We start from the raw sequence: 17,985 nt of genomic DNA, 5'->3' as shown, positions 1-17,985 counted from the left end.
CCGTCAAGCACTATGGCGGACGGTGCGACCCTATGGACCGGCCCGACTCAGCGGCCGCCGCGCCCTGTCCCGCCGATGGCGAGCGCATAAAGGCACAGGCAGAGCAGGGCAAAGCCGATGAATGAGACGATGGGCAACCAGAACGGCGCCAGCACGATCGCCCACGACCACGTAACCGATCCAGTCGTCTTGAGCAGGATCAGCGCGCCCGCCAGTAAAGCGAGCGCAACAGCGGCGCGCGGCATGGACTGCCCCCATAGATTCCAGTGGATCTACGCAGGGTAGTATGATGCACTTATAGGTTGTGCAAGCCGGCTAATGCAACGTGGTTATCAGTTGGCGGCGCCGGTCAGTTCCGAAACGACGCGCGAATCGGTCAGCGTGAGAGCGGGCTTCCAGACGTAAGCCGGCTTGGCGGTGAGGCGAGCGATGATGAAAGAGAGTAACATGACAAAAGTCCCCAGCGGTGATGCCGCCTTATCTGCCTCGTTTGAGGCGCGTTTGTGACGTAACGGAACTCGAAATGAGCCTCTGCCATGCGTTATTTGCATAGACAATTAGGAGTTTGTTGGGATTTGGGGATTCCATGAGCGGAATCGCGCCGTCCCATACCCCCGACAGCGCCGAAACCGGACGCAGCCTGCCGCAAAAGGTGTTCGGCTGGCTGCTGCACGTCTATTTCCGGCTCGTGCGCGGCATGACGCTGGGCGTGCGCGCCGCCGTACTCAGTGCGGAGGGCACGGTCTTCTTGGTGCGCCACACCTACGTTCCGGGCTGGCACCTGCCAGGCGGCGGCGTCGAGGTCGGCGAGACGCTTCATGCCGCGCTGGTCAAGGAACTGCGCGAGGAGGCGATGATCCGGCTGACGGGCGAGGCTGTTCTGCACGGCGTGTTCTTCAACCGGGCGATGTCGCGCCGCGACCATGTTGCGGTCTTTGTCGTCAGGGTGTTCGAGGTCGACGGCGTGAAGCAGCCCGATCGCGAGATCGCGGAGGCGGGATGGTTTGCGCTCGACGCGTTGCCGGACGGCACGACGCCGGCGACGCGGCGCAGGCTGGCGGAGATCGCCGGCGAGCGGATCGTGTCGCAGGACTGGTGATGTCGTTGCCGTTGGAACAGCCCGGACCATGCTGACGCTGGACCACCTCACGGTGATTGCGCCGTCGCTGGCGGAGGGCGTTTCGCATGTCAGGGAGTGTCTCGATCTCGATGTCCCGTTCGGTCAGCGTCACAGCTACATGGGCACGCATAACCACCTGCTGCGGCTCGGGAATTCGGTCTATCTGGAGATCGTTGCCGTTGATCCCGATGCGCGGAGTCCGGACCGTCCGCGCTGGTTCGGTCTCGACGATGTCGCCGGCGTCAGGGCAGCGTGGGAGGACGGGCGGCGCTTTCGGGGCTGGGTCGCGAGAGCCGACGACATCGCCTCCGTTCTCGCTGGCCGCGAAGCGATCTTCGGCAGGAAGGTCGCACTTCCCTTCGATAACCCGACCTTCGATTTCGCAATCCCCGACGATGGCTCGCTGCCTCTCGGCGGAGCCGCTCCCTCGATCATCGATAGGCGCGGCAAGCCGCGCTCCATGGCCACGATGGCCGATCTCGGTGCGCGCCTGACAGGCTTCGCCATGGAGCATCCCGACAGCGCATCGGTCTGCAATCTCTACCGCCAGCTGAACGTGGATCGCCCTCCCGTCATCGTGCCGGGCGCCATCCTTCGCTATCGGGCGACGATCGAAACGGCGGCCGGCCCGAAGCTGCTGACCTGAGATTTGCGATGCCATGGACGCACCGTCGCCGTTCTGCTAGAGCCGCGCCACCATGACCAGCGGGCACCCTCTTCTTCTCCTGCGACGACCGGCGCGCTGAACGCGCGCTCCGGCATGGCCGCATACGCGCCGTGCCGCCATCCTTTCGCAGTCTTGCCCGTTCGCCGGTGTTTCGCCCGTCATGACATCCCTGCCCCTGACCATTCGCCATGAACTTCCCGTCGATTCCGCTGCGATCGAGCGCCTGCACGAGCGCGCCTTTGGGCCGGGGCGCTTCGCCCGCACCGCGTTTCGCCTGCGCGAGGGCGTGCCGCCGGACCCTGCGCTGACTTTCGCCGCCCATGTCGGCACCTTTCTTGTCGGGTCGATCAAGGTGACGCCGGTGCTGGCTGGCGGCCACAAGGCGCTGATGCTGGGGCCGCTTACGGTCGATCCCGCCTTCGAGGGGCGCGGCATCGGGGGCGCCCTGATGCACCGTTCGATCGATGCCGCGCGCGATGCGGGACACGATCTGATCATGCTGGTGGGCGATGCGCCCTATTATGCGCGCTTCGGCTTCAGGGTCATTCCACCCGGTCAGCTGGTGCTGCCGGGGCCGGCTGATCCGGCGCGGTTTCTTGCGCTGGAGCTGGTCGAGGGTGTGCTGGCGCAGCGGCATGGGGCGGTGACGCCCTATCGCTGATGGACCGGTCGTTCCGGGTTCTTCGCGTTCGCGAAGCCCCGGAATGACGGTGGGGTCAGACCGCGTCGGGCCGCCGGTTGAACCGGCGTCCGCTCTCGCCGAGCCAACCGGTGACGAGCGCGCCGAAAAGCAGCGCCAGACCGATCAGGCCGATGAAGAGCGGCGAGACAGAGACGCCGCGCACGATGCCGGAATCGCTGATGCGCAGGCCGATCCAGTCGGCACCGGCAAAGCCGGTTCCGGCGCGCACGGGGACGATGCGCGGGACCGTCACAGCCGAACCTGTGTCCTGGCCGATGCGGCGCGAGGAGCCGCCCGTCGCCTCGGCCAGCGCCTGCAGCGCGGCGGGGTTGCTGACGACCTCCATCAGTTCACGCGGGTTTTCCGGGCCGACGCTGGCGAAAGCGGTGAGGTTGTCGGCCGAGATCCGGTGCAGGCCGAATTCCCCGGTCTGGATACGCGCGGTGAACAGTCCGGGCCGTCCGGCTTCCATCGGCACGGTGCGGGACTGGCCGTCGGGGCCGGTGACGACCAGCGGAGCGGGCGTGTCGCCGAGCGTCTGGCGCTCGACCTCGATGACGCCGCCGCGCACCGAGGCGCGCAGCGCCTCTTCCTCCAGCTCCGGCTCCTTCATCAGCCAGTGGCTGAGGCGGCGCAGCAGGTCGAGATATGGCCCGCCATCGCGAAAACCGCGCGCCCAGAGCCAGGCGTGATCGGAGAGGAAGAGCGCGACGCGACCCTTCTGCTCGCGCGCCAGCATCAGCAACGGCCGGTCGCCCGGGCCGGTCATCACGGCTGAACCCGAGCGGGCGCGCGCACCCACCATACGCAGCCATTCGCCCCAGCGCGGCGGCTCGACCTCGGAGCCGGGCAGGTCGCGGGTGACGGGGTGGCGCTTGCCGGGCTCGCTGACGCGGGCGCGATAGGCTTCGTCGATGACGCTGCCGTCGGGCTGCGCCGGCAGGATCTGGCCGAGCGGCGTGCGCGAGAGCGATTGCGAACCAGAATATTCAGGGCCGGCGGCGACGAGCAGCGCGCCGCCCTCGCGGACATAGCGCACGATGTTCTCGAAATAGAGCAGCGGCAGGATCGACTGGTTGGCGTAGCGGTCGAAGATGATCAGGTCGAATTCCTTGATCTTGACCTGGAAGAGTTCGCGMGTCGGGAAGGCGATCAGCGAGAGCTCGTTGATCGGCGTGCCGTCCTGCTTCTCGGGCGGGCGCAGGATGGTGAAATGCACGAGGTCGACATTGGCGTCGGCCTTCAAGAGGTTGCGCCAGGTGCGCTCGCCGGGATGCGGCTCGCCCGAGACCAGCAGCACGCGCAGCTTGTCGCGGACGCCCTCGATCGTGATCACGGCGCGGTTGTTGGCGAGCGTCAGCTCGTTTTCGAGCGGGGCGGCCTCGATTTCGATGACGTTGGGCCCGCCGCGATCGATCCGGACGGGAACGCTGACGGTCTCGCCCGCCGTGACCTCGCGCCGCGCGATGATCTCGCCGTCGCGGCGGATGACCAGCCCGGCCCGGCCCGGCCCGCCACGCTCGACGACGCGCAGCTTGACTGTCTGCTCCTTGCCGACGATGCCGAAGCGCGGCGAATCGACCAGGACGATGCGGCGGTCGATCTCGGCGCTGCGGCCGGTCGTCAGCACATGCAGCGGCGCGCGCAGGCCAAGCGCCTCGGGCGTCGCGGGCGCATCATGGGCAAGTCCGTCGGTGATCATGATCGCGCCGGCGACGCGTTCGGAGGGCACGTCGGCGAGGCTGGCGGCCATCGCCTCGAACAGGCGCGTGCCGTCGCCGGAGCCCTGCGCATCACGGACCTCGACGACGCGCGCCTCGACATTCGTCAGGCCACGCAGTTGACGCTCGACCTCGGCCTGGGCGGCCTGCGTCTGCGCCGCGCGATCGGCGAGGCGGTTGGAGCCGGAGCGATCGACGACGACGGAGACGACGTCCTTGACCGGCTCGCGATCCTCGAAGACGAGCGACGGGTCCGCCAGCGTCAGGGTCAGCACGACCAGCGCGAGCGCGCGCAAGACCGCGCTCCTGCCGGCCAGCACGATCGCCGCGCCGGCCGCGATCGCGGCCAGAACGGCAAGGCCGATCAGCAGCGGCAGCGAAACGAGCGGCGCGAAGGTCAGGCTCCACATCGTTTTACTGTCCCAGACGTTCGAGCAGGGCCGGGACGTGAACCTGGTCGGCCTTGTAGTTGCCGGTGAGGGCATACATCACGAGGTTGACACCGGCCCGGAGCGCCATTTCGCGCTGGCGCGGATCGGAGCCGGAGAGCGGCACCAGCGCCTCGCCGCGCCGGCCGGTGGCCCAGGCCGAGGCGAGGTCGTTGGAGGTGATGACGATCGGCGAGACATTGTCGCCGGCGCGCGCCGGACGGCGGCCATCCTCACCGGCTGGCGGCAGGATCTCGACCCAGGTCGTGCCGGTATCATAGCGCCCGACGAAGCCGTCGAGGATGTAGAAGGTCTTGGTCAGCACATGGTCGCGCGGCAGCGGCTCCAACTCGGGGATGTCGAGCGTCTGCAGCATGCGGCGAAGCTGCTCGCCCTCGGGCGTGGTGCCGCCGCCGGGACGCGCGCTCATCGCGTCGCGGGTGTCGAAAATCACGAGGCCGCCGCCCTTCATATAGGCCTCGACCTTGCGCAGGGTCTCCGGTGCGGGTAGCGGCCGGCCGGCGACGATCGGCCAGTACAGCACCGGGAAGAAGGCGAGTTCGTCGCGCTCGGCGTTGACGCCGACGGCCTCGCCGGGTTCGAGCGCGGTGCGTGCGCCCAGCACGATGTTGAGCCCCGCCAGCCCCGCCTTCGACATGTCGTCGACGGTCCTGTCGCCGGTCACGACATAGGCGAGCCGCGTGACCGCGCCGGCGGCGAAGAGTTCGCGCGGCACGGGCGGCCGCTGGTCCACGGGAGCCGCCGGGGCGGTTTGCGCTTGGACCGGGTCGGGCAGCGCCATTCCACCGAGCGCAAGCGCGAGCAGGATTGCGGCCGGGGCGACGCGGCGCGCGAAGGAGAGCCTGCCGCCGAGCCAGAGCGTCGCCAGCGTGTCGGCGATCAGCAGCAGCAGCGCCACGACCAGCAATTGCGGGCGGATGTCGAGCGCGACCGGCTTGTCGACGGGCAGGATCGGCGCGCCAAGCGCGGCGAGGTCGATCGCGCTCAGGCTGTCCGACGGGTTCAGGGCGTTGACCGCCAGCGAGCCGTCGGCCGGGCCATAGATGCCAGGCGGGTGGACGAGCGTGGCGCGGCCGGCGAAGGTCCGGGCAACGGGCTGTGCAGTGGGCGGTGGGCTGCGGAAGGCGCCGCTGCCGTCGAGCACGCGGGTCGGCGACAGGGTTTCCACGCGCGCATCCTCTCCTTGAGCCTCGGTCGGCCCGGTTCCGGCAAGGCCGACGACCTTGCGCAGCATCTCGACGAAGAGGCCCGACAGCGGCAGGTTCGACCAGGTCGTGTCGGCGGTGACATGCATCATCGCGATCATGCCGTCGCCGCGGCGCTCGCCGGTGACCACGGGCGTGCCGTCCTCCAGCGCAGCCCAGGTCTTGCGGGCGAGATCGGCTTCAGGCTCGGCCAGGATCTGTCTGGAGACGCGGACATCGTCGGTCAGGGCCAGGCCGAAGAACGGGCTTTCTCGGGTGAAGGGCGCGAGCTTGCGGGGCGTGTCCCATGACAGGCCGCCGCCGAGGGTGCGGCCGCCGCGACGCAGACGCACCGGGGTCAGATCGTCGGACGCCGCGGCGAGCCGCGCCCCGGCGAAGCGCAGCAGCACGCCGCCGCGCTGGATGAAGCCGTTGATCTTGCCGACAGTGTCGCCGTCAAGCGCGCCGATATCGGCCAGCACCAGCACGGAGAGGTTTTGCGCCAGCAATTCGCCGATCGGGTCGGTCGAGCCCGGGCGCGGCTCCCTGATCTCGGCGAATGGCTGGAGCGCGCGCGAAACGTAATAGGTGGGCGAGAGCAGCGGCTGGGCCGTGTCGGTGGTCGTGCCCGAGACGATGCCGACGCGGCGGCGCTTGGCCCGGTCGTCGAGCAGGGCGACGGCGGCCGAGGAGCGCTCACCGGCGATCTCGAGCCGCGACACGGCGTTGCGGACCTCGATCGGCAGGGTCAGCCGGGCGGTGGTCTGGAGTTCCGAGCCGTTGAAGACGAAGGGCGCATCGCCGAGCGGCAGGCCTTTCAGGTCGAGCGCACGCACCTGGCCGCTGGCGGCCGCGACCGGGCTCGGCCGCAGCACCTTGACGGTCAGCGCGCCGGCGAGATTTTCCGGATTGGCGAGGCCAAGCTGGTCGGCCGGGCTGGTGTGGATCGAGAGGCGACCGGCGTCGGCAACCTGCTTCAGCCTCGCCAGGAGGCTGCTTTCGTCGGAAACGGCGAGCCCGTCGGCGACCCAGACGATCTCGGCGTCGGGCGACGTCCGCAGAAAGGCCTCGATGCGCGGCAGATGGGCGGCGCGGTCGGGCGCATGCGGCTGCAGCGCGAAGGCCCGCAGGCGATCGAGCGCGGCGCGGGGCTCCGACAGGGCGATTTCACCCGGCGCTTCGGCGAGGCCGACGATGGCCACCGGGCGGCCCTCGCGGGCGGCGGCGGCGACGCGGGATTCGGAGATCGCCAGCCGCTCGGGCCAGTCGGTCGCCGCGCCGAAGCCGTTGTCGACGAGAAGCAGTATCGGGCCGCGCAGGGGGCCGGCCTCGCGCGGCGGATTCCAGACCGGGCCGGCGACCGCGAGGATCGCGAGCGCGGCGACGGCCATGCGCAAAGCCAGCAGCCACCACGGCGTATGCGCGGGCATTTCGCGCTTGGCGATGAGGTCGGCCATGATCTTGAGCGGCGGAAAATCGATGCGCCGGGGCTTTGGCGGCGTCACGCGCAGGATCAGCCAAAGCGCCGGCAGCAGCGCCAGCGCGGTCAGCGCGAGCGGGGCGGAGAAGGCGAAGGGCAAGGAGCTCAGCATGACGCAGTTCCCATCGTCATCGCCCGCCGCCGCTGCTGCGGGAGGCCGCGATCAGGCTGGCGACACGCAGGACGCCCTCGCTGGCGGGCCGGTCGGTCCGGTGCAGCGTCAGAGTCCAGCCGGCCTTGCGGCAGGCTTCCCTGATCGCGTCGCGATGGGCTTCGAGCCGCTGGCGATACTCGGCGCCCCAGGAACCGGCATCGCCAACGCGCAGGCTCAAGCCGTCCTCGAGGTCGAAAAGCTCGGCCTGGCCGGTGAAGGGGAAGGTTTCCTCGATCGGATCGGCGATCAGCAGGACATGGCCGCGCGCGCCCGACGAGGCCATCGTCGCGATGCGCTTGGCCAGCGAGGCCGCCGGAGAGAGCCCGTCGGTGATGATGATCGCGTCGGCGAGGCGGGGCAGGGCGGCGTCTGGAGGCAGGTCGGAGGTCGTGCCCTTGCTATCGACCAGGATTGCTTGCGCCAGCAGCTCGACGATGCGGCGCGACGCCAAGGCGCGGGTCAGGCCGAGATGGCCGACGCGTTCGCCGCCATCGACCAGCGTCTCCGCCAGCGCGAACCCCGCAACCAGCGCCCGGTCGACCTTGGAGGAAAGCGCCAGCGACGAGGCGAAGCCCATCGAGGCCGAACGGTCGATCCAGAGCCAGATCGCGTGGGAAGCCTCCCATTCGCGCTCCCTGACGAAGAGATGGCCGTCGCGGGCCGAGCGGCGCCAGTCGATGCGCGAGGAGGATTCGCCCGTGACCAGCGGCCGGTACTGCCAGAACGTCTCGCCGGGGCCGGCGCGCCTGCGCCCATGGATGCCGTGCACGCTGGCCGAGACCCGGCGCGCCTCCAGAATCAGCCGCGGCAGACGCGCGGCGAGATCGAGCGAGGCGGTGAGAACCGGCCTGGCCGGCTGGCGTTCGGAGGTCCCGAGAACGCGCGTGCGGAGCATGTCCGGTCGCCTCCTATCCCAGCCGTTCCACGAGTTTCGCAATCACGCCCTCGACGGTCTCGCCATCGGCGCGGGCGGCGAAGGTCAGCGCGACGCGGTGCTTCAGCACCGGGATCGCCAGCGCGGCGACATCGTCCACGGACGGGGCAAGCCTGCCCTCGACGAGGGCGCGGGCGCGGCAGGCCAGCGTCAGCGACTGGCTGGCGCGCGGGCCGGGTCCCCAGGAGAGCTTGTCGGTGATGGCAGGGTCGCCGTCGCCCGGGCGGGCCGAGCGGACGAGATCGAGGATCGCATCGACCACGGCCTCGCCGACCGGAAGGCGGCGCACGAGGCGCTGCGTTGACATCAGGGTCTCGGCGCTCATCGCCTGGACCGGCTTGTGCTCGGCTGCGCCGGTGGTCTCCATCAGGATGCGACGCTCGGCCTCGCGATCGGGATAGGCGACGTCGATCTCGAGCAGGAAGCGGTCGAGCTGGGCTTCGGGCAGGGGATAGGTGCCCTCCTGCTCGATCGGGTTCTGGGTCGCCAGCACATGGAAGGGGGCGGGCAGGTCGTAACGCTCGCCACCGACCGTGACGTGGTGCTCCTGCATCGCCTGCAGCAGCGCCGACTGTGTGCGGGGCGACGCGCGGTTGATTTCGTCGGCCATCAGCAACTGGGCGAAGACAGGGCCCTTGATGAAACGGAAATGGCGCTTGCCGTCGGCGCTCTCGTCGAGCACCTCGGAGCCGAGAATGTCGGAGGGCATCAGATCGGGCGTGAACTGGACGCGCCTTGCCGCGAGCCCCAGCACGGTGCCCATCGCTTCGACCAGCTTGGTCTTGGCGAGGCCGGGCACGCCGACCAGCAGGCCGTGGCCGCCCGCGAGCAGGGTGATCAGCGAGAGGTCGACCACCTTCTGCTGGCCGAAGATGACCCGGCCGATCTCGTTTCGCGCCGCGCCGATGGCGCCGAGCGCCGCTTCGGCCGCCTCGACGATGCCGGTGTCGAGATTGATCGGTGCGTTGGCCTCCGCGGTCCGGACTTGCGCCATGATGTCGATCTCCTCCAGCTTCGTCTTCGGGCCCAGGCTCTTGCTCGGGTCGTCACGTCTCGTGTTCCGGTATCCTGCGTCTTCGCCTTCCGAACCTGCACGGCCATAAGCCGTTGAGTGTGGAGCGGCCGTCATGCCGGCTCAAGAGGCCCGATGACGCGGTGCACAGAAGTCGGCTTCACGATTATGTACAGTTCAAGGCGGAGAGCGCGATGCAACCAATATGCCGCATGAGACCCAGGACGGACTTTCGATGACGCCCGCGACCCCGGCGATGGACGCGCTGCTAACCTCGCTGCGTGACGGCAAGGGCCGTGGCCTGCCGCCCGTGGAGCGCTGGAATCCGCCGTTTTGCGGCGATCTCGACATGAGGATCGCCTCGGACGGGACCTGGTTCTATCTGGGGACGCCGATCGGAAGACCCGCTCTGGTCAAGCTTTTCTCCTCCGTGCTGAAGCGCGAAGGCGAGGATTACTTTCTCGTGACCCCGGTCGAGAAGGTTGGCCTCAAGGTCGAGGATGCGCCGTTCCAGGCGGTTGAAATGGCGGTCGACGGTGAAGGCGAGGCTCGCGCGCTCGCGTTCCGGACGCAGGTCGACGATGTCGTCAGCGCGGGGCGCGAGCATCTGATTCGGTTCGAGCGGCAGGAAAAGGACGGGCTCAAGCCCTATGTCCATGTCCGGCGGGACCTCTGGGCCCGAGTAACGCGGGCGCTGACCTATGACCTGCTGGCGCTGGGCGAGGTGCGCGAGGTCGAGGGCGTCGCCATGTTCGGGGTCTTCGCCGGCGGGATGTTCCACCCGGCCGTGCCGGCGAGCGAGATCGAGGATCTGGGCGACGCATGAACGCCAGCGATACCCTGAAGTTCACCGCCCTGACGTTCACCGCCGAGGAATTCGTAGCGCGGGCCGGTCTCCGATTGCGCCGCGATCCGCCCATGCCCGGCGACGTCACCGGCCGTCCGCGCGGCGACCATGACCTGCAGCCGCAGCCCGTCGCGCCGCCCGACGAAAGCGCCGCCGTGCCGGCCGCCGTGCTGATTCCGGTCGTCGCACGGCCCGAGGGGTTGAGCGTGCTTCTGACCCAGCGTTCGGCGGCCCTGCGCAGCCATTCGGCGCAGATCGCCTTTCCGGGTGGGCGGGTCGATGCGGCCGACGGTTCGCCGGTCGTCACGGCGTTGCGCGAAACCGAGGAAGAGATCGGACTGGAGCGTAAGCATGTCCGCGTGCTCGGCTTCCTCGACGCCTATCTGACCGGGACGGGCTACCGGATCACTCCCGTCGTCGGGCTGGTCGAGCCGCCTTTCGCGCTGACGATCAACGCCCATGAGGTCGATGAGGCCTTCGAGGCGCCACTCGATTTCCTGCTCGACCCCGCCAATCACCAGCGCGAGGGACGCGAGTGGAAGGGGCTCTATAGGACCTACTATGCGATGCCGTTCGAGGGTCGCTATATCTGGGGTGCAACCGCCGGCATGATCCGCAATCTCTATGAGCGGCTTGCCGGCTGAAACCATGTGCTGCCTGACCTGACCGGGATATCGCGCCGATGCTGCGTTCGCTGACTGAGGAGTTCCTGCTCTTCGTCCTGCCCTTCTGCGTTTTTGCGGCCTATCTGGTCGTCAGGCGGCGCAATCCGCTCGATGTCGAGCATTGGAGCCCGCATATTTTCCGGCTGTCGGTGGCTGGCCTGGGCCTGGCGATCGTCTCCTTCATCGTCGCCGGCTGGATCGCGCCGCGCAATCGCGGCGCCTACGAGCCGCCGCATATGGAGAACGGGCAACTGGTGCCCGGCCGCTTCAAGTGAATGTCGCCGCGCAGGATCGCCTTGCGGCGTTCCTCGCGAAGCCGATGATCGCTGGAGTTCTCGCGGCGCTGAACGGGGATGGCGAGGAAACGCGCGTCGTCGGCGGGGCCGTGCGCAACCTGCTGCTGGCCGAGCCCGTCGACGATTGCGATCTCGCCACCACCTGCCTGCCGCCCGAGACGATCCGGCGCGGTGGGCTTGCGGGCTTCAAGGCGGTGCCGACCGGCATCGCCCATGGCACGGTGACGCTCGTGCGCGACGAGGAAGGCTTCGAGGTCACGACGCTCCGCCGCGATGTCGAGACCGACGGCCGCCACGCCACGGTCGCCTTTGGCCGCGATTTCGCAGCCGATGCGCTGCGTCGCGATTTTACCGTCAACGCGCTCAGCCTGTCGGGCGACGGCAGGGTGCATGATTATGCCGGCGGTCTGGCCGACCTCGCGGCCCGACGCATCCGCTTCATCGGCGATGCCGGCGCGCGCATCGCCGAGGACTATCTGCGCATCCTGCGCTTCTTCCGCTTTCACGCCCGCTATGGGCAGGGTGCGCCCGACGCCGTCGGGTTCGCTGCCTGCATCGCGGGCCGGGCCGGGCTCGACGGGCTATCGCGAGAACGCATTCGGGCGGAAATGCTGAAGCTGCTCGTTGCTCCAGGCGCCTCCGGGGCTGTCGAGGCGATGGCGGGCGGCGGCTTGCTGATGCCGGTGCTCGGCTGCGTGCCGCGTCTGGCGCGCTTCAGGTTGGTTGCCGGTGGTGAGGGCGGCGAAAGCGTCGATCCGGCGTTCCGGCTTGCGGCGCTGGCCGTCTGCGTGACCGAGGACGCGACGCGGCTTCAGGAGCTCCTGCGGCTGTCGAACGCCGAATTCGACCGGATATCGCGGATCGTCGCTGCGCAGGAAGCGCTGTCAGGGCGCTGGGGGCAGCCGCGGATCGCGGCCCTGCGGCATCTGGCGCATCGGCTTGGTTCGGATGCGGTTGCCGGCGCGCTGGAGCTGCTGAATGCGAGCGCCCCTGCCGAACGGCAGGCCGCGATGCGCGAGCAGATTGCCGATCTCGGCGCGACGCCACGCTTTCACCCGACCGGGCGTGACGTCATCTCGCTCGGCGTACCGGTCGGGCCTGCGGTCGGGCGTGTGCTGGAGGCGGCGCGGCGAGACTGGATAGAGGCGGCCTGTCCGGCCGGAGAGTCGGAGCAGGCCGGGTTCGTGGTTCAGGCGGTGGCAACCGAAAGAGCCAGCGCCTGAGACGCCTTACGGCCACCGCACCGTCGGCGGCAGCGAGGACAGGATCGAATCGACATTGCCGCCGGTCTTGAGACCGAAGATCGTGCCACGGTCGTGGAGCAGGTTGAACTCGACATAGCGGCCACGCCGGACCTGCTGCTCGAAACGGTCGGCCTCCGTCCACGGCGTGCCCATATTGGCGCGCATGATCTGCGGGTAGACGCCCAGAAAAGCCTCGCCGACCGCCTGGGTGAAGGCGAATTCGCCTTCCGGGTCGGCCGACCAGAGATAGTCGTAGAAGATGCCGCCGATGCCGCGCGGCTCGTTGCGGTGCTTCAGGAAGAAATACTCCTCGCACCACGCCTTGAAGCGGTCGTAGTCGGCGACGGGGGCGAAGCGCTCGCAGGGTGCGCGCATGGCGGCGTGGAAGGCGATCGAATCGGGATCGTCCTGGGTTCGCCTGCGTACCAGCACGGGGGTCAGGTCCGCGCCGCCGCCGAACCAGGGCTTCGTCGTCACGACGAAGCGCGTGTTCATGTGCACGGTCGGCGCATGCGGGTTCCAGGGATGGGCGATCAGCGAGATGCCAGTGGCGTGAAAGCGCGGATCGTCTGATGCGCCGGGGATCTGGCCGGCAAATTCGGGCTGGAAGGTGCCATAGACGGTCGAGACATGGACGCCGACCTTCTCGAAGACGCGGCCTGACATCACCGACATCACGCCGCCGCCGCCCTCGGCCCCGTCATGGTTGGTGCGGCTCCACGGCGTGCGCTTGAAGCGGCCTGCCGTCGCGGCGTCGGCTTCTGGCGCGAAGGGGCCGGTCGCCTCGTCCTCGATCGCTTCGAGCGCCGCGCAGATCCGGTCGCGCAGCGTCGCGAACCACGCCTTGGCGCGGGGCTTCATGGCTTCGGCGAGGGTCATCTGCGCCTGTTTCGTGCGGTCTTCCGCCGCCGCTGCCTCGGTCATCGCTCAATCCTGATTGGGGAGGAGATAGCCGCCCAGTTGGCGCAAGGCTTCGCCCAGAACCATGGCCGCCGCAACCGCGACGTTGAGCGAGCGCAGGCCCGACTGTATCGGGATATGGATGCTGGCGTCCGCCGCCGCGTAGATTTCGGGCTGCACGCCGGCCGATTCACGCCCGACCATGACGATGTCGCCGGGACGAAAGGCGAAATCGATGTGGGGCGTAGCGCCGTCGGTCTCGGCCAGGATCAGGCGATGGCCGGCGTCGCGCCGCCAGGCGTCGAAGGCTGTAAAGCCGTCATGGCGCGTGATCGCGGCGCGTTCGAGATAGTCCATGCCCGAGCGCCGGAAATGCCGGTCGGAGACGTCGAAGGCGGCGGGCTCGACGATGTCGACGGCTATGCCGAGGCAGGCCGCCATCCGGATCATCGTGCCGGCGTTCTGCGGAATGTCGGGTTGATAGAGGGCGAGGCGCAGCGTCAACGTCGTCATGGACTGCTGTTTCATGGGCTGCTGTCATGGGATGACGGCGCTGCATGCGTCAAGGACGCTGGCCTTTGTCGCTGCCGCGCCCCATATCGGCTCGGGGTTTCGACGCCGGAATCTCGCCACCACGCCGATCCAGGAGAGCGGCCAGCCATGTTCGCCGCCCTCTTCCGCTGGCTCGAAAGCCGGATCGACGTCTTCGCGCCCTTCGACGAGAGCGTGACGCCGCCGCGCGGCGTCTTCCGCTTCATGTGGCACCACATCAAGGACGTGAAGGGCTGGATGGCCCTGATCATGCTCACCGGATTGGCCTTCAGCGGCATCGAGGCGCTGATGTATCTGATGGTCGGCTGGTTCGTGGACCTGCTGGCGACGCAGTCGCCGGAGACGATCTGGCGCGACCATGGCTGGCTTTTGACGGGCGCGGCGTTCTTGCTCGTCGTCGTTCGGCCGCTGGTGTATTTCGCCAACCACGCCATCGTCGATCAGGTCGTGGCGCCGCCGATCACCAACCAGATCCGCTGGCGCAACCACGTCTACACGCTGGGTCACGCGCTCTCCTATTTCCAGAACGATTTCGCCGGGCGGCTGTCGGCGCGTGTGATTCAGGCCGGCCAGTCGATCCGCGGCGCGACGATCGAGATCATCGACGACCTCTGGTACGCGCTGATCTTCGTCGCTGTGGCGCTTGGTTTCTTCGGCAAGACCAGTTTGTGGCTCGCACTTCCGGTCGTGGTCTGGCTTGGTGCCTATGCGGCGCTGCTGAGCTATTTCGTGCCGCGCGCCAAGACGCGCTCGGAGGCGACCTCGCTTGGCCGGTCCTCGACGACGGGGCGCATCGTCGATGCCTACACCAACATCCTGACGGTCAAGCTTTTCGCGCGCGCCGACGCCGAGCGCTCCGCCGTGCGCGAATCGCTGACGCGCTGGAACGACGCCTATCTGAACCTGTCGCGGCTGATCACCGGGGTCAGCGTCATCCTGCAGGCGATGAACAGCCTGCTCGTCGTGGTCACGGCCGCTCTGAGCTTGTGGCTCTGGAGCCGTGGCGAGATGACGCCGGGCGCGGTCGCGGCCGCGATCGGGCTCGTGCTGCGGCTGGTGCAGATGTCGACCTGGCTGATTCATCTCGTGCGCGGCGTGTTCGAGAATGTCGGCGCGGTGCAGGAGAGCATGGAGACGATCGCCAAGCCGCATGACCTGACCGATTCGCAAGGCGCGCAGCCGCTGGTCGTCGACCGGGGCGGCATCCGTTTCGAGCAGGTCCGCTTCAACTACGGCAAGACCTCGGGGCTGTTCGAGGGGCTCGACCTCGCAATCCAGCCCGGGGAGAAGATCGGGCTCGTCGGCCCGTCCGGCGCGGGCAAATCGACGCTGGTGAACCTGCTGCTGCGGCTCTATCCGCTGGAGGGCGGGCGTATCCTGATCGACGGGCAGGACATCGCCCAGGTCACGCAGGATTCGCTGCGCACCCAGATCGGCATGGTGACGCAGGATAATTCGCTGCTGCATCGCTCGATCGGCGACAATATCGCCTATGGCCGCATCGGCTCGACCGAGGCCGAGATCGCGGCGGCGGCGCGGCAGGCCTCGGCGCATGAGTTCGTGCTGGGCCTGAGCGACCAGGACGGGCGCAAGGGCTTCGATTCCCGCGTCGGCGAACGCGGCGTCAAGCTCTCGGGCGGCCAGCGCCAGCGCATCGCCATCGCCCGCGTGCTGCTGAAGGACGCGCCGATCCTGATCCTCGACGAGGCGACGTCGGCGCTCGATTCGGAGGTCGAGGCGACGATCCAGGAGCAGTTGCAGCGCCTGATGCAGGGCAAGACTGTGATAGCCATCGCGCACCGGCTCTCGACCATCGCCGCGCTCGACCGTTTGATCGTGCTCGACCAGGGGCGCATCGTCGATAGCGGCAGCCATGCCGAGCTGGTCGCGCGGGGCGGGCTCTATGGCCGGCTCTGGTCGCGCCAGTCGGGCGGATTCCTTGCCGCCGTCGATCCCGAGACGGCCCTGTCCTGAAGCGACGGCCCGCCGTGCCCGCCATGCATGCGCGAGCGTGCGTGAACAGTAGACTTCATCAAAACTGCATGCCAAAGAGCCGGCAGTGACGCGCCGCCGCATTGCAGCAGCGCAAGGGCGCTTCTATGACGGGCGCAGGACTAGAATTCGTAGCCTTCCAGGCTTGCTGAAGCGCAGAGGTTAGACCGTGGCCCAGGCGACGCAGACGACACCGACCGAAACCACCCGCCGCGACTTCCTGATGCTGGCGACCGGCGCGGCCGGCGTCGTTGGTCTCGGCGCGGTCGTGATCCCGCTGGTCAGCCAGCTTGCCCCCGATGCGCAGACCATCGCGGCCGGCGCGCCGATCGATGTCGATCTGGCGCCCGTCGCCGAGGGGCAGGGCATCAAGCTGACCTGGCGCGGCCAGATCATCTTCATCCGAAATCGGACGAAGAAAGAGATCGACGAGGCGCGCGCGGTCAACATCGCCACCTTGCGCGATCCGCAGGCCGACCAGGCCCGCGTCAAGCAGGGCCACGACCAGTATCTGGTGCTGTACGGCAAGTGCACGCATCTCGGCTGCATCCCGTCGGGCACCGCGGCCGGCGAGCCGAAGGGCGATTTCGACGGCTGGGTCTGCCCCTGCCACGGTTCGCACTACGATTCCTCGGGACGTATCCGCAAGGGTCCCGCGCCGCTCAATCTCGGCCTGCCGCCCTACGCCTTCACCTCCGACACCAAGATCAAGATCGGCTAAGCCATGCCGTTTTGTCCCGCGATCCGCGCCTGCGCGATTTTCCGTGAACATGAGACAGCCCTGAGGCATCGGTCATGAGTGGTCACAGCTCCTACATCCCCAAGACCGGCATCGAGCGCTGGCTCGACGCCCGCCTGCCGATCGTGCGGCTGGTGCATGATTCGGCGGTGTCCTATCCGGTGCCGCGCAACCTGAACTACTTCTGGACCTTCGGCGGCATCCTCGTGTTCATGCTGGTGGCGCAGATCGTCACCGGCATCATCCTGGCGATGCACTACACGCCGCTGTCGACCATGGCGTTCAACTCCGTCGAGCACATCATGCGCGACGTGAACTATGGCTGGCTGCTGCGCTATCTGCACGCCAACGGCGCCTCGATGTTCTTCGTCGCCGTCTACGTCCACATGTTCCGCGGCCTCTATTACGGCTCCTACAAGGCCCCGCGCGAGGTGCTCTGGATCCTCGGCGTGATCATCTTCCTGCTGATGATGGCGACTGCCTTCATGGGCTACGTCCTGCCCTGGGGCCAGATGTCGTTCTGGGGCGCGACCGTCATCACCAACCTGTTCTCGGCGCTGCCGGTGATCGGCGAGACGATCGTGACCTTCCTGTGGGGCGGCTATTCGGTCGATAATCCGACGCTGAACCGCTTCTTCTCGCTGCACTACCTGCTGCCGTTCATGATCTTCGGCGTGGTGATCCTGCACGTCTGGGCGCTGCATCATGTCGGGCAGAACAACCCGACCGGCGTCGAGGTGAAAAACGTCGAGAAGGACACCGTGCCGTTCACGCCCTATGCGACGATCAAGGATCTGTTCGCGATGGTGTGCTTCACCTTCGTGTTCTCGTATTTCGTGTTCTATCAGCCCAATTTCATGGGCCATGCCGACAACTACATCCCGGCCAACCCGTCGGTGACGCCGCTGCACATCGTGCCGGAATGGTACTTCCTGCCCTTCTACGCGATCCTGCGCGCCATTCCCGACAAGCTCGGCGGCGTCGCCGCCATGGGCGCGGCCATCGTGGTGCTCGCCTTCCTGCCCTGGATCGACACCTCCAAGGTCAAGTCGATGGCCTATCGTCCGGTCGCCCGCGTGCTGTTCTGGGCCTTCGTCGTGGTCTGCATCGGGCTCGGCTATCTCGGCGGCCGTCCGGCCGAGGAGCCCTATGTCACGTATTCGCAGATCCTCACCGCGCTGTATTTCGGCTTCTTCGTCGCCCTGTTCGTGATCGGGCTGTTCGAGAAGCCCTCGGCGATGCCGAGTTCGATCGCCGACTCGGTGCTGGGCGCGATGAAGGGCGGATCGGGCGCGCGCATGGCGACCGTGACGACCAGCGAACCGAACGCGAAGGGCTGACGAGATC

General features: G+C 68.1%; 17 protein-coding genes. 10 read left to right on the top strand and 7 right to left on the bottom strand.

Annotation, left to right across the window (positions count from 1 at the left end):
• Positions 1-47 precede the first annotated feature (47 nt).
• Positions 48-245, bottom strand: a complete 198-nt coding sequence (locus AC1DZY_RS09845) for a hypothetical protein (RefSeq protein WP_476819926.1) — start codon at positions 243-245, stop codon at positions 48-50.
• Between the two features lie 452 nt (positions 246-697).
• On the opposite strand from AC1DZY_RS09845, the gene AC1DZY_RS09840 reads away from it, so the two are divergent.
• From AC1DZY_RS09840 to AC1DZY_RS09830, 3 genes are all read left to right on the top strand, one after another.
• A complete protein-coding gene (locus AC1DZY_RS09840; RefSeq protein WP_476820034.1) occupies positions 698-1,099 on the top strand; it encodes an NUDIX domain-containing protein in 402 nt (133 codons plus the stop codon).
• 28 nt (positions 1,100-1,127) lie between these two features.
• Complete coding sequence (locus tag AC1DZY_RS09835) at positions 1,128-1,766, top strand: VOC family protein (protein ID WP_476819925.1); 639 nt, start codon at positions 1,128-1,130, stop codon at positions 1,764-1,766.
• A 181-nt stretch (positions 1,767-1,947) separates the two neighbouring features.
• On the top strand, positions 1,948-2,448 hold the full coding sequence (locus AC1DZY_RS09830) for a GNAT family N-acetyltransferase (RefSeq protein ID WP_476819924.1): 501 nt from the start codon (positions 1,948-1,950) through the stop codon (positions 2,446-2,448).
• 55 nt (positions 2,449-2,503) lie between these two features.
• On the opposite strand, the gene AC1DZY_RS09825 is transcribed toward AC1DZY_RS09830, so the two are convergent.
• The 4 genes from AC1DZY_RS09825 to AC1DZY_RS09810 are packed head-to-tail and all read right to left on the bottom strand — an operon-like array spanning position 2,504 to position 9,385.
• On the bottom strand, positions 2,504-4,600 hold the full coding sequence (locus AC1DZY_RS09825; RefSeq protein WP_476819923.1) for a hypothetical protein: 2,097 nt from the start codon (positions 4,598-4,600) through the stop codon (positions 2,504-2,506).
• A 4-nt stretch (positions 4,601-4,604) separates the two neighbouring features.
• Entirely contained in the window at positions 4,605-7,415 is a 2,811-nt protein-coding gene (locus tag AC1DZY_RS09820; RefSeq protein WP_476819922.1) for a DUF4159 domain-containing protein, read from the bottom strand.
• Positions 7,416-7,431: 16 nt separating this feature from the next.
• Positions 7,432-8,352, bottom strand: a complete 921-nt coding sequence (locus tag AC1DZY_RS09815; RefSeq protein WP_476819921.1) for a DUF58 domain-containing protein — start codon at positions 8,350-8,352, stop codon at positions 7,432-7,434.
• A gap of 13 nt (positions 8,353-8,365) precedes the next feature.
• Positions 8,366-9,385 carry an AAA family ATPase gene (locus AC1DZY_RS09810; protein WP_476819920.1) on the bottom strand — a complete coding sequence of 340 codons (1,020 nt, stop codon included), beginning with the start codon at positions 9,383-9,385 and terminating at the stop codon, positions 8,366-8,368.
• A gap of 253 nt (positions 9,386-9,638) precedes the next feature.
• Here AC1DZY_RS09810 and AC1DZY_RS09805 point away from each other — a divergent pair, with 253 nt between their 5' ends.
• From AC1DZY_RS09805 to AC1DZY_RS09790, 4 genes are read left to right on the top strand one after another with little or no spacing between them, the layout of a single operon-like run.
• A complete protein-coding gene (locus AC1DZY_RS09805; protein ID WP_476819919.1) occupies positions 9,639-10,229 on the top strand; it encodes a DUF1285 domain-containing protein in 591 nt (196 codons plus the stop codon).
• Positions 10,226-10,894 (top strand): CoA pyrophosphatase, encoded by a 669-nt coding sequence (locus tag AC1DZY_RS09800; RefSeq protein WP_476819918.1) that lies wholly within the window; start codon positions 10,226-10,228, stop codon positions 10,892-10,894. The genes AC1DZY_RS09805 and AC1DZY_RS09800 overlap by 4 nt, the downstream gene beginning before the upstream one ends.
• 38 nt (positions 10,895-10,932) lie before the next feature.
• On the top strand, positions 10,933-11,190 hold the full coding sequence (locus AC1DZY_RS09795; RefSeq protein ID WP_476819917.1) for a DUF6111 family protein: 258 nt from the start codon (positions 10,933-10,935) through the stop codon (positions 11,188-11,190).
• 44 nt (positions 11,191-11,234) lie between these two features.
• Positions 11,235-12,434 (top strand): CCA tRNA nucleotidyltransferase, encoded by a 1,200-nt coding sequence (locus AC1DZY_RS09790; protein WP_476819916.1) that lies wholly within the window; start codon positions 11,235-11,237, stop codon positions 12,432-12,434.
• Between the two features lie 6 nt (positions 12,435-12,440).
• Here AC1DZY_RS09790 and hemF read toward each other — a convergent pair whose 3' ends face one another.
• Positions 12,441-13,334 (bottom strand): oxygen-dependent coproporphyrinogen oxidase, encoded by an 894-nt coding sequence (gene hemF / locus AC1DZY_RS09785; protein WP_476820033.1) that lies wholly within the window; start codon positions 13,332-13,334, stop codon positions 12,441-12,443.
• A 48-nt stretch (positions 13,335-13,382) separates the two neighbouring features.
• A complete protein-coding gene (locus tag AC1DZY_RS09780) occupies positions 13,383-13,883 on the bottom strand; it encodes a tRNA (cytidine(34)-2'-O)-methyltransferase (RefSeq protein WP_476819915.1) in 501 nt (166 codons plus the stop codon).
• A 132-nt stretch (positions 13,884-14,015) separates the two neighbouring features.
• Between AC1DZY_RS09780 and AC1DZY_RS09775 the strand changes: the two genes are divergently transcribed.
• The 3 genes from AC1DZY_RS09775 (at position 14,016) to AC1DZY_RS09765 (ending at position 17,978) form a co-directional block, all read left to right on the top strand.
• A complete protein-coding gene (locus tag AC1DZY_RS09775) occupies positions 14,016-15,881 on the top strand; it encodes an ABC transporter ATP-binding protein (RefSeq protein WP_476819914.1) in 1,866 nt (621 codons plus the stop codon).
• A gap of 187 nt (positions 15,882-16,068) precedes the next feature.
• Positions 16,069-16,620 (top strand): ubiquinol-cytochrome c reductase iron-sulfur subunit, encoded by a 552-nt coding sequence (gene petA, locus AC1DZY_RS09770; protein WP_476819913.1) that lies wholly within the window; start codon positions 16,069-16,071, stop codon positions 16,618-16,620.
• A gap of 74 nt (positions 16,621-16,694) precedes the next feature.
• A complete protein-coding gene (locus AC1DZY_RS09765) occupies positions 16,695-17,978 on the top strand; it encodes a cytochrome b (protein ID WP_476819912.1) in 1,284 nt (427 codons plus the stop codon).
• Positions 17,979-17,985: the final 7 nt, after the last annotated feature.

Source organism: Allobosea sp. P2_A10 (assembly GCF_056405115.1).
The sequence above is the reverse complement of the archived record's forward strand: the minus strand, read 5'-3'. Positions and strand labels throughout refer to the sequence as shown.

Excerpts from the sequence above, each read along its gene's own strand:
- AC1DZY_RS09845 (WP_476819926.1), bottom strand. The coding sequence starts at position 245 with ATGCCGCGCGCCGCTGTTGCGCTCGCTTTACTGGCGGGCGCGCTGATC.
- AC1DZY_RS09840 (WP_476820034.1), top strand. The coding sequence starts at position 698 with ATGACGCTGGGCGTGCGCGCCGCCGTACTCAGTGCGGAGGGCACGGTC.
- AC1DZY_RS09835 (WP_476819925.1), top strand. The coding sequence starts at position 1,128 with ATGCTGACGCTGGACCACCTCACGGTGATTGCGCCGTCGCTGGCGGAG.
- AC1DZY_RS09830 (WP_476819924.1), top strand. The coding sequence starts at position 1,948 with ATGACATCCCTGCCCCTGACCATTCGCCATGAACTTCCCGTCGATTCC.
- AC1DZY_RS09820 (WP_476819922.1), bottom strand. The coding sequence starts at position 7,415 with ATGCTGAGCTCCTTGCCCTTCGCCTTCTCCGCCCCGCTCGCGCTGACC.
- AC1DZY_RS09815 (WP_476819921.1), bottom strand. The coding sequence starts at position 8,352 with ATGCTCCGCACGCGCGTTCTCGGGACCTCCGAACGCCAGCCGGCCAGG.
- AC1DZY_RS09810 (WP_476819920.1), bottom strand. The coding sequence starts at position 9,385 with ATGGCGCAAGTCCGGACCGCGGAGGCCAACGCACCGATCAATCTCGAC.
- AC1DZY_RS09805 (WP_476819919.1), top strand. The coding sequence starts at position 9,639 with ATGACGCCCGCGACCCCGGCGATGGACGCGCTGCTAACCTCGCTGCGT.
- AC1DZY_RS09800 (WP_476819918.1), top strand. The coding sequence starts at position 10,226 with ATGAACGCCAGCGATACCCTGAAGTTCACCGCCCTGACGTTCACCGCC.
- AC1DZY_RS09795 (WP_476819917.1), top strand. The coding sequence starts at position 10,933 with ATGCTGCGTTCGCTGACTGAGGAGTTCCTGCTCTTCGTCCTGCCCTTC.
- AC1DZY_RS09790 (WP_476819916.1), top strand. The coding sequence starts at position 11,235 with ATGATCGCTGGAGTTCTCGCGGCGCTGAACGGGGATGGCGAGGAAACG.
- hemF (WP_476820033.1), bottom strand. The coding sequence starts at position 13,334 with ATGACCCTCGCCGAAGCCATGAAGCCCCGCGCCAAGGCGTGGTTCGCG.
- AC1DZY_RS09780 (WP_476819915.1), bottom strand. The coding sequence starts at position 13,883 with ATGAAACAGCAGTCCATGACGACGTTGACGCTGCGCCTCGCCCTCTAT.
- AC1DZY_RS09775 (WP_476819914.1), top strand. The coding sequence starts at position 14,016 with ATGTTCGCCGCCCTCTTCCGCTGGCTCGAAAGCCGGATCGACGTCTTC.
- AC1DZY_RS09765 (WP_476819912.1), top strand. The coding sequence starts at position 16,695 with ATGAGTGGTCACAGCTCCTACATCCCCAAGACCGGCATCGAGCGCTGG.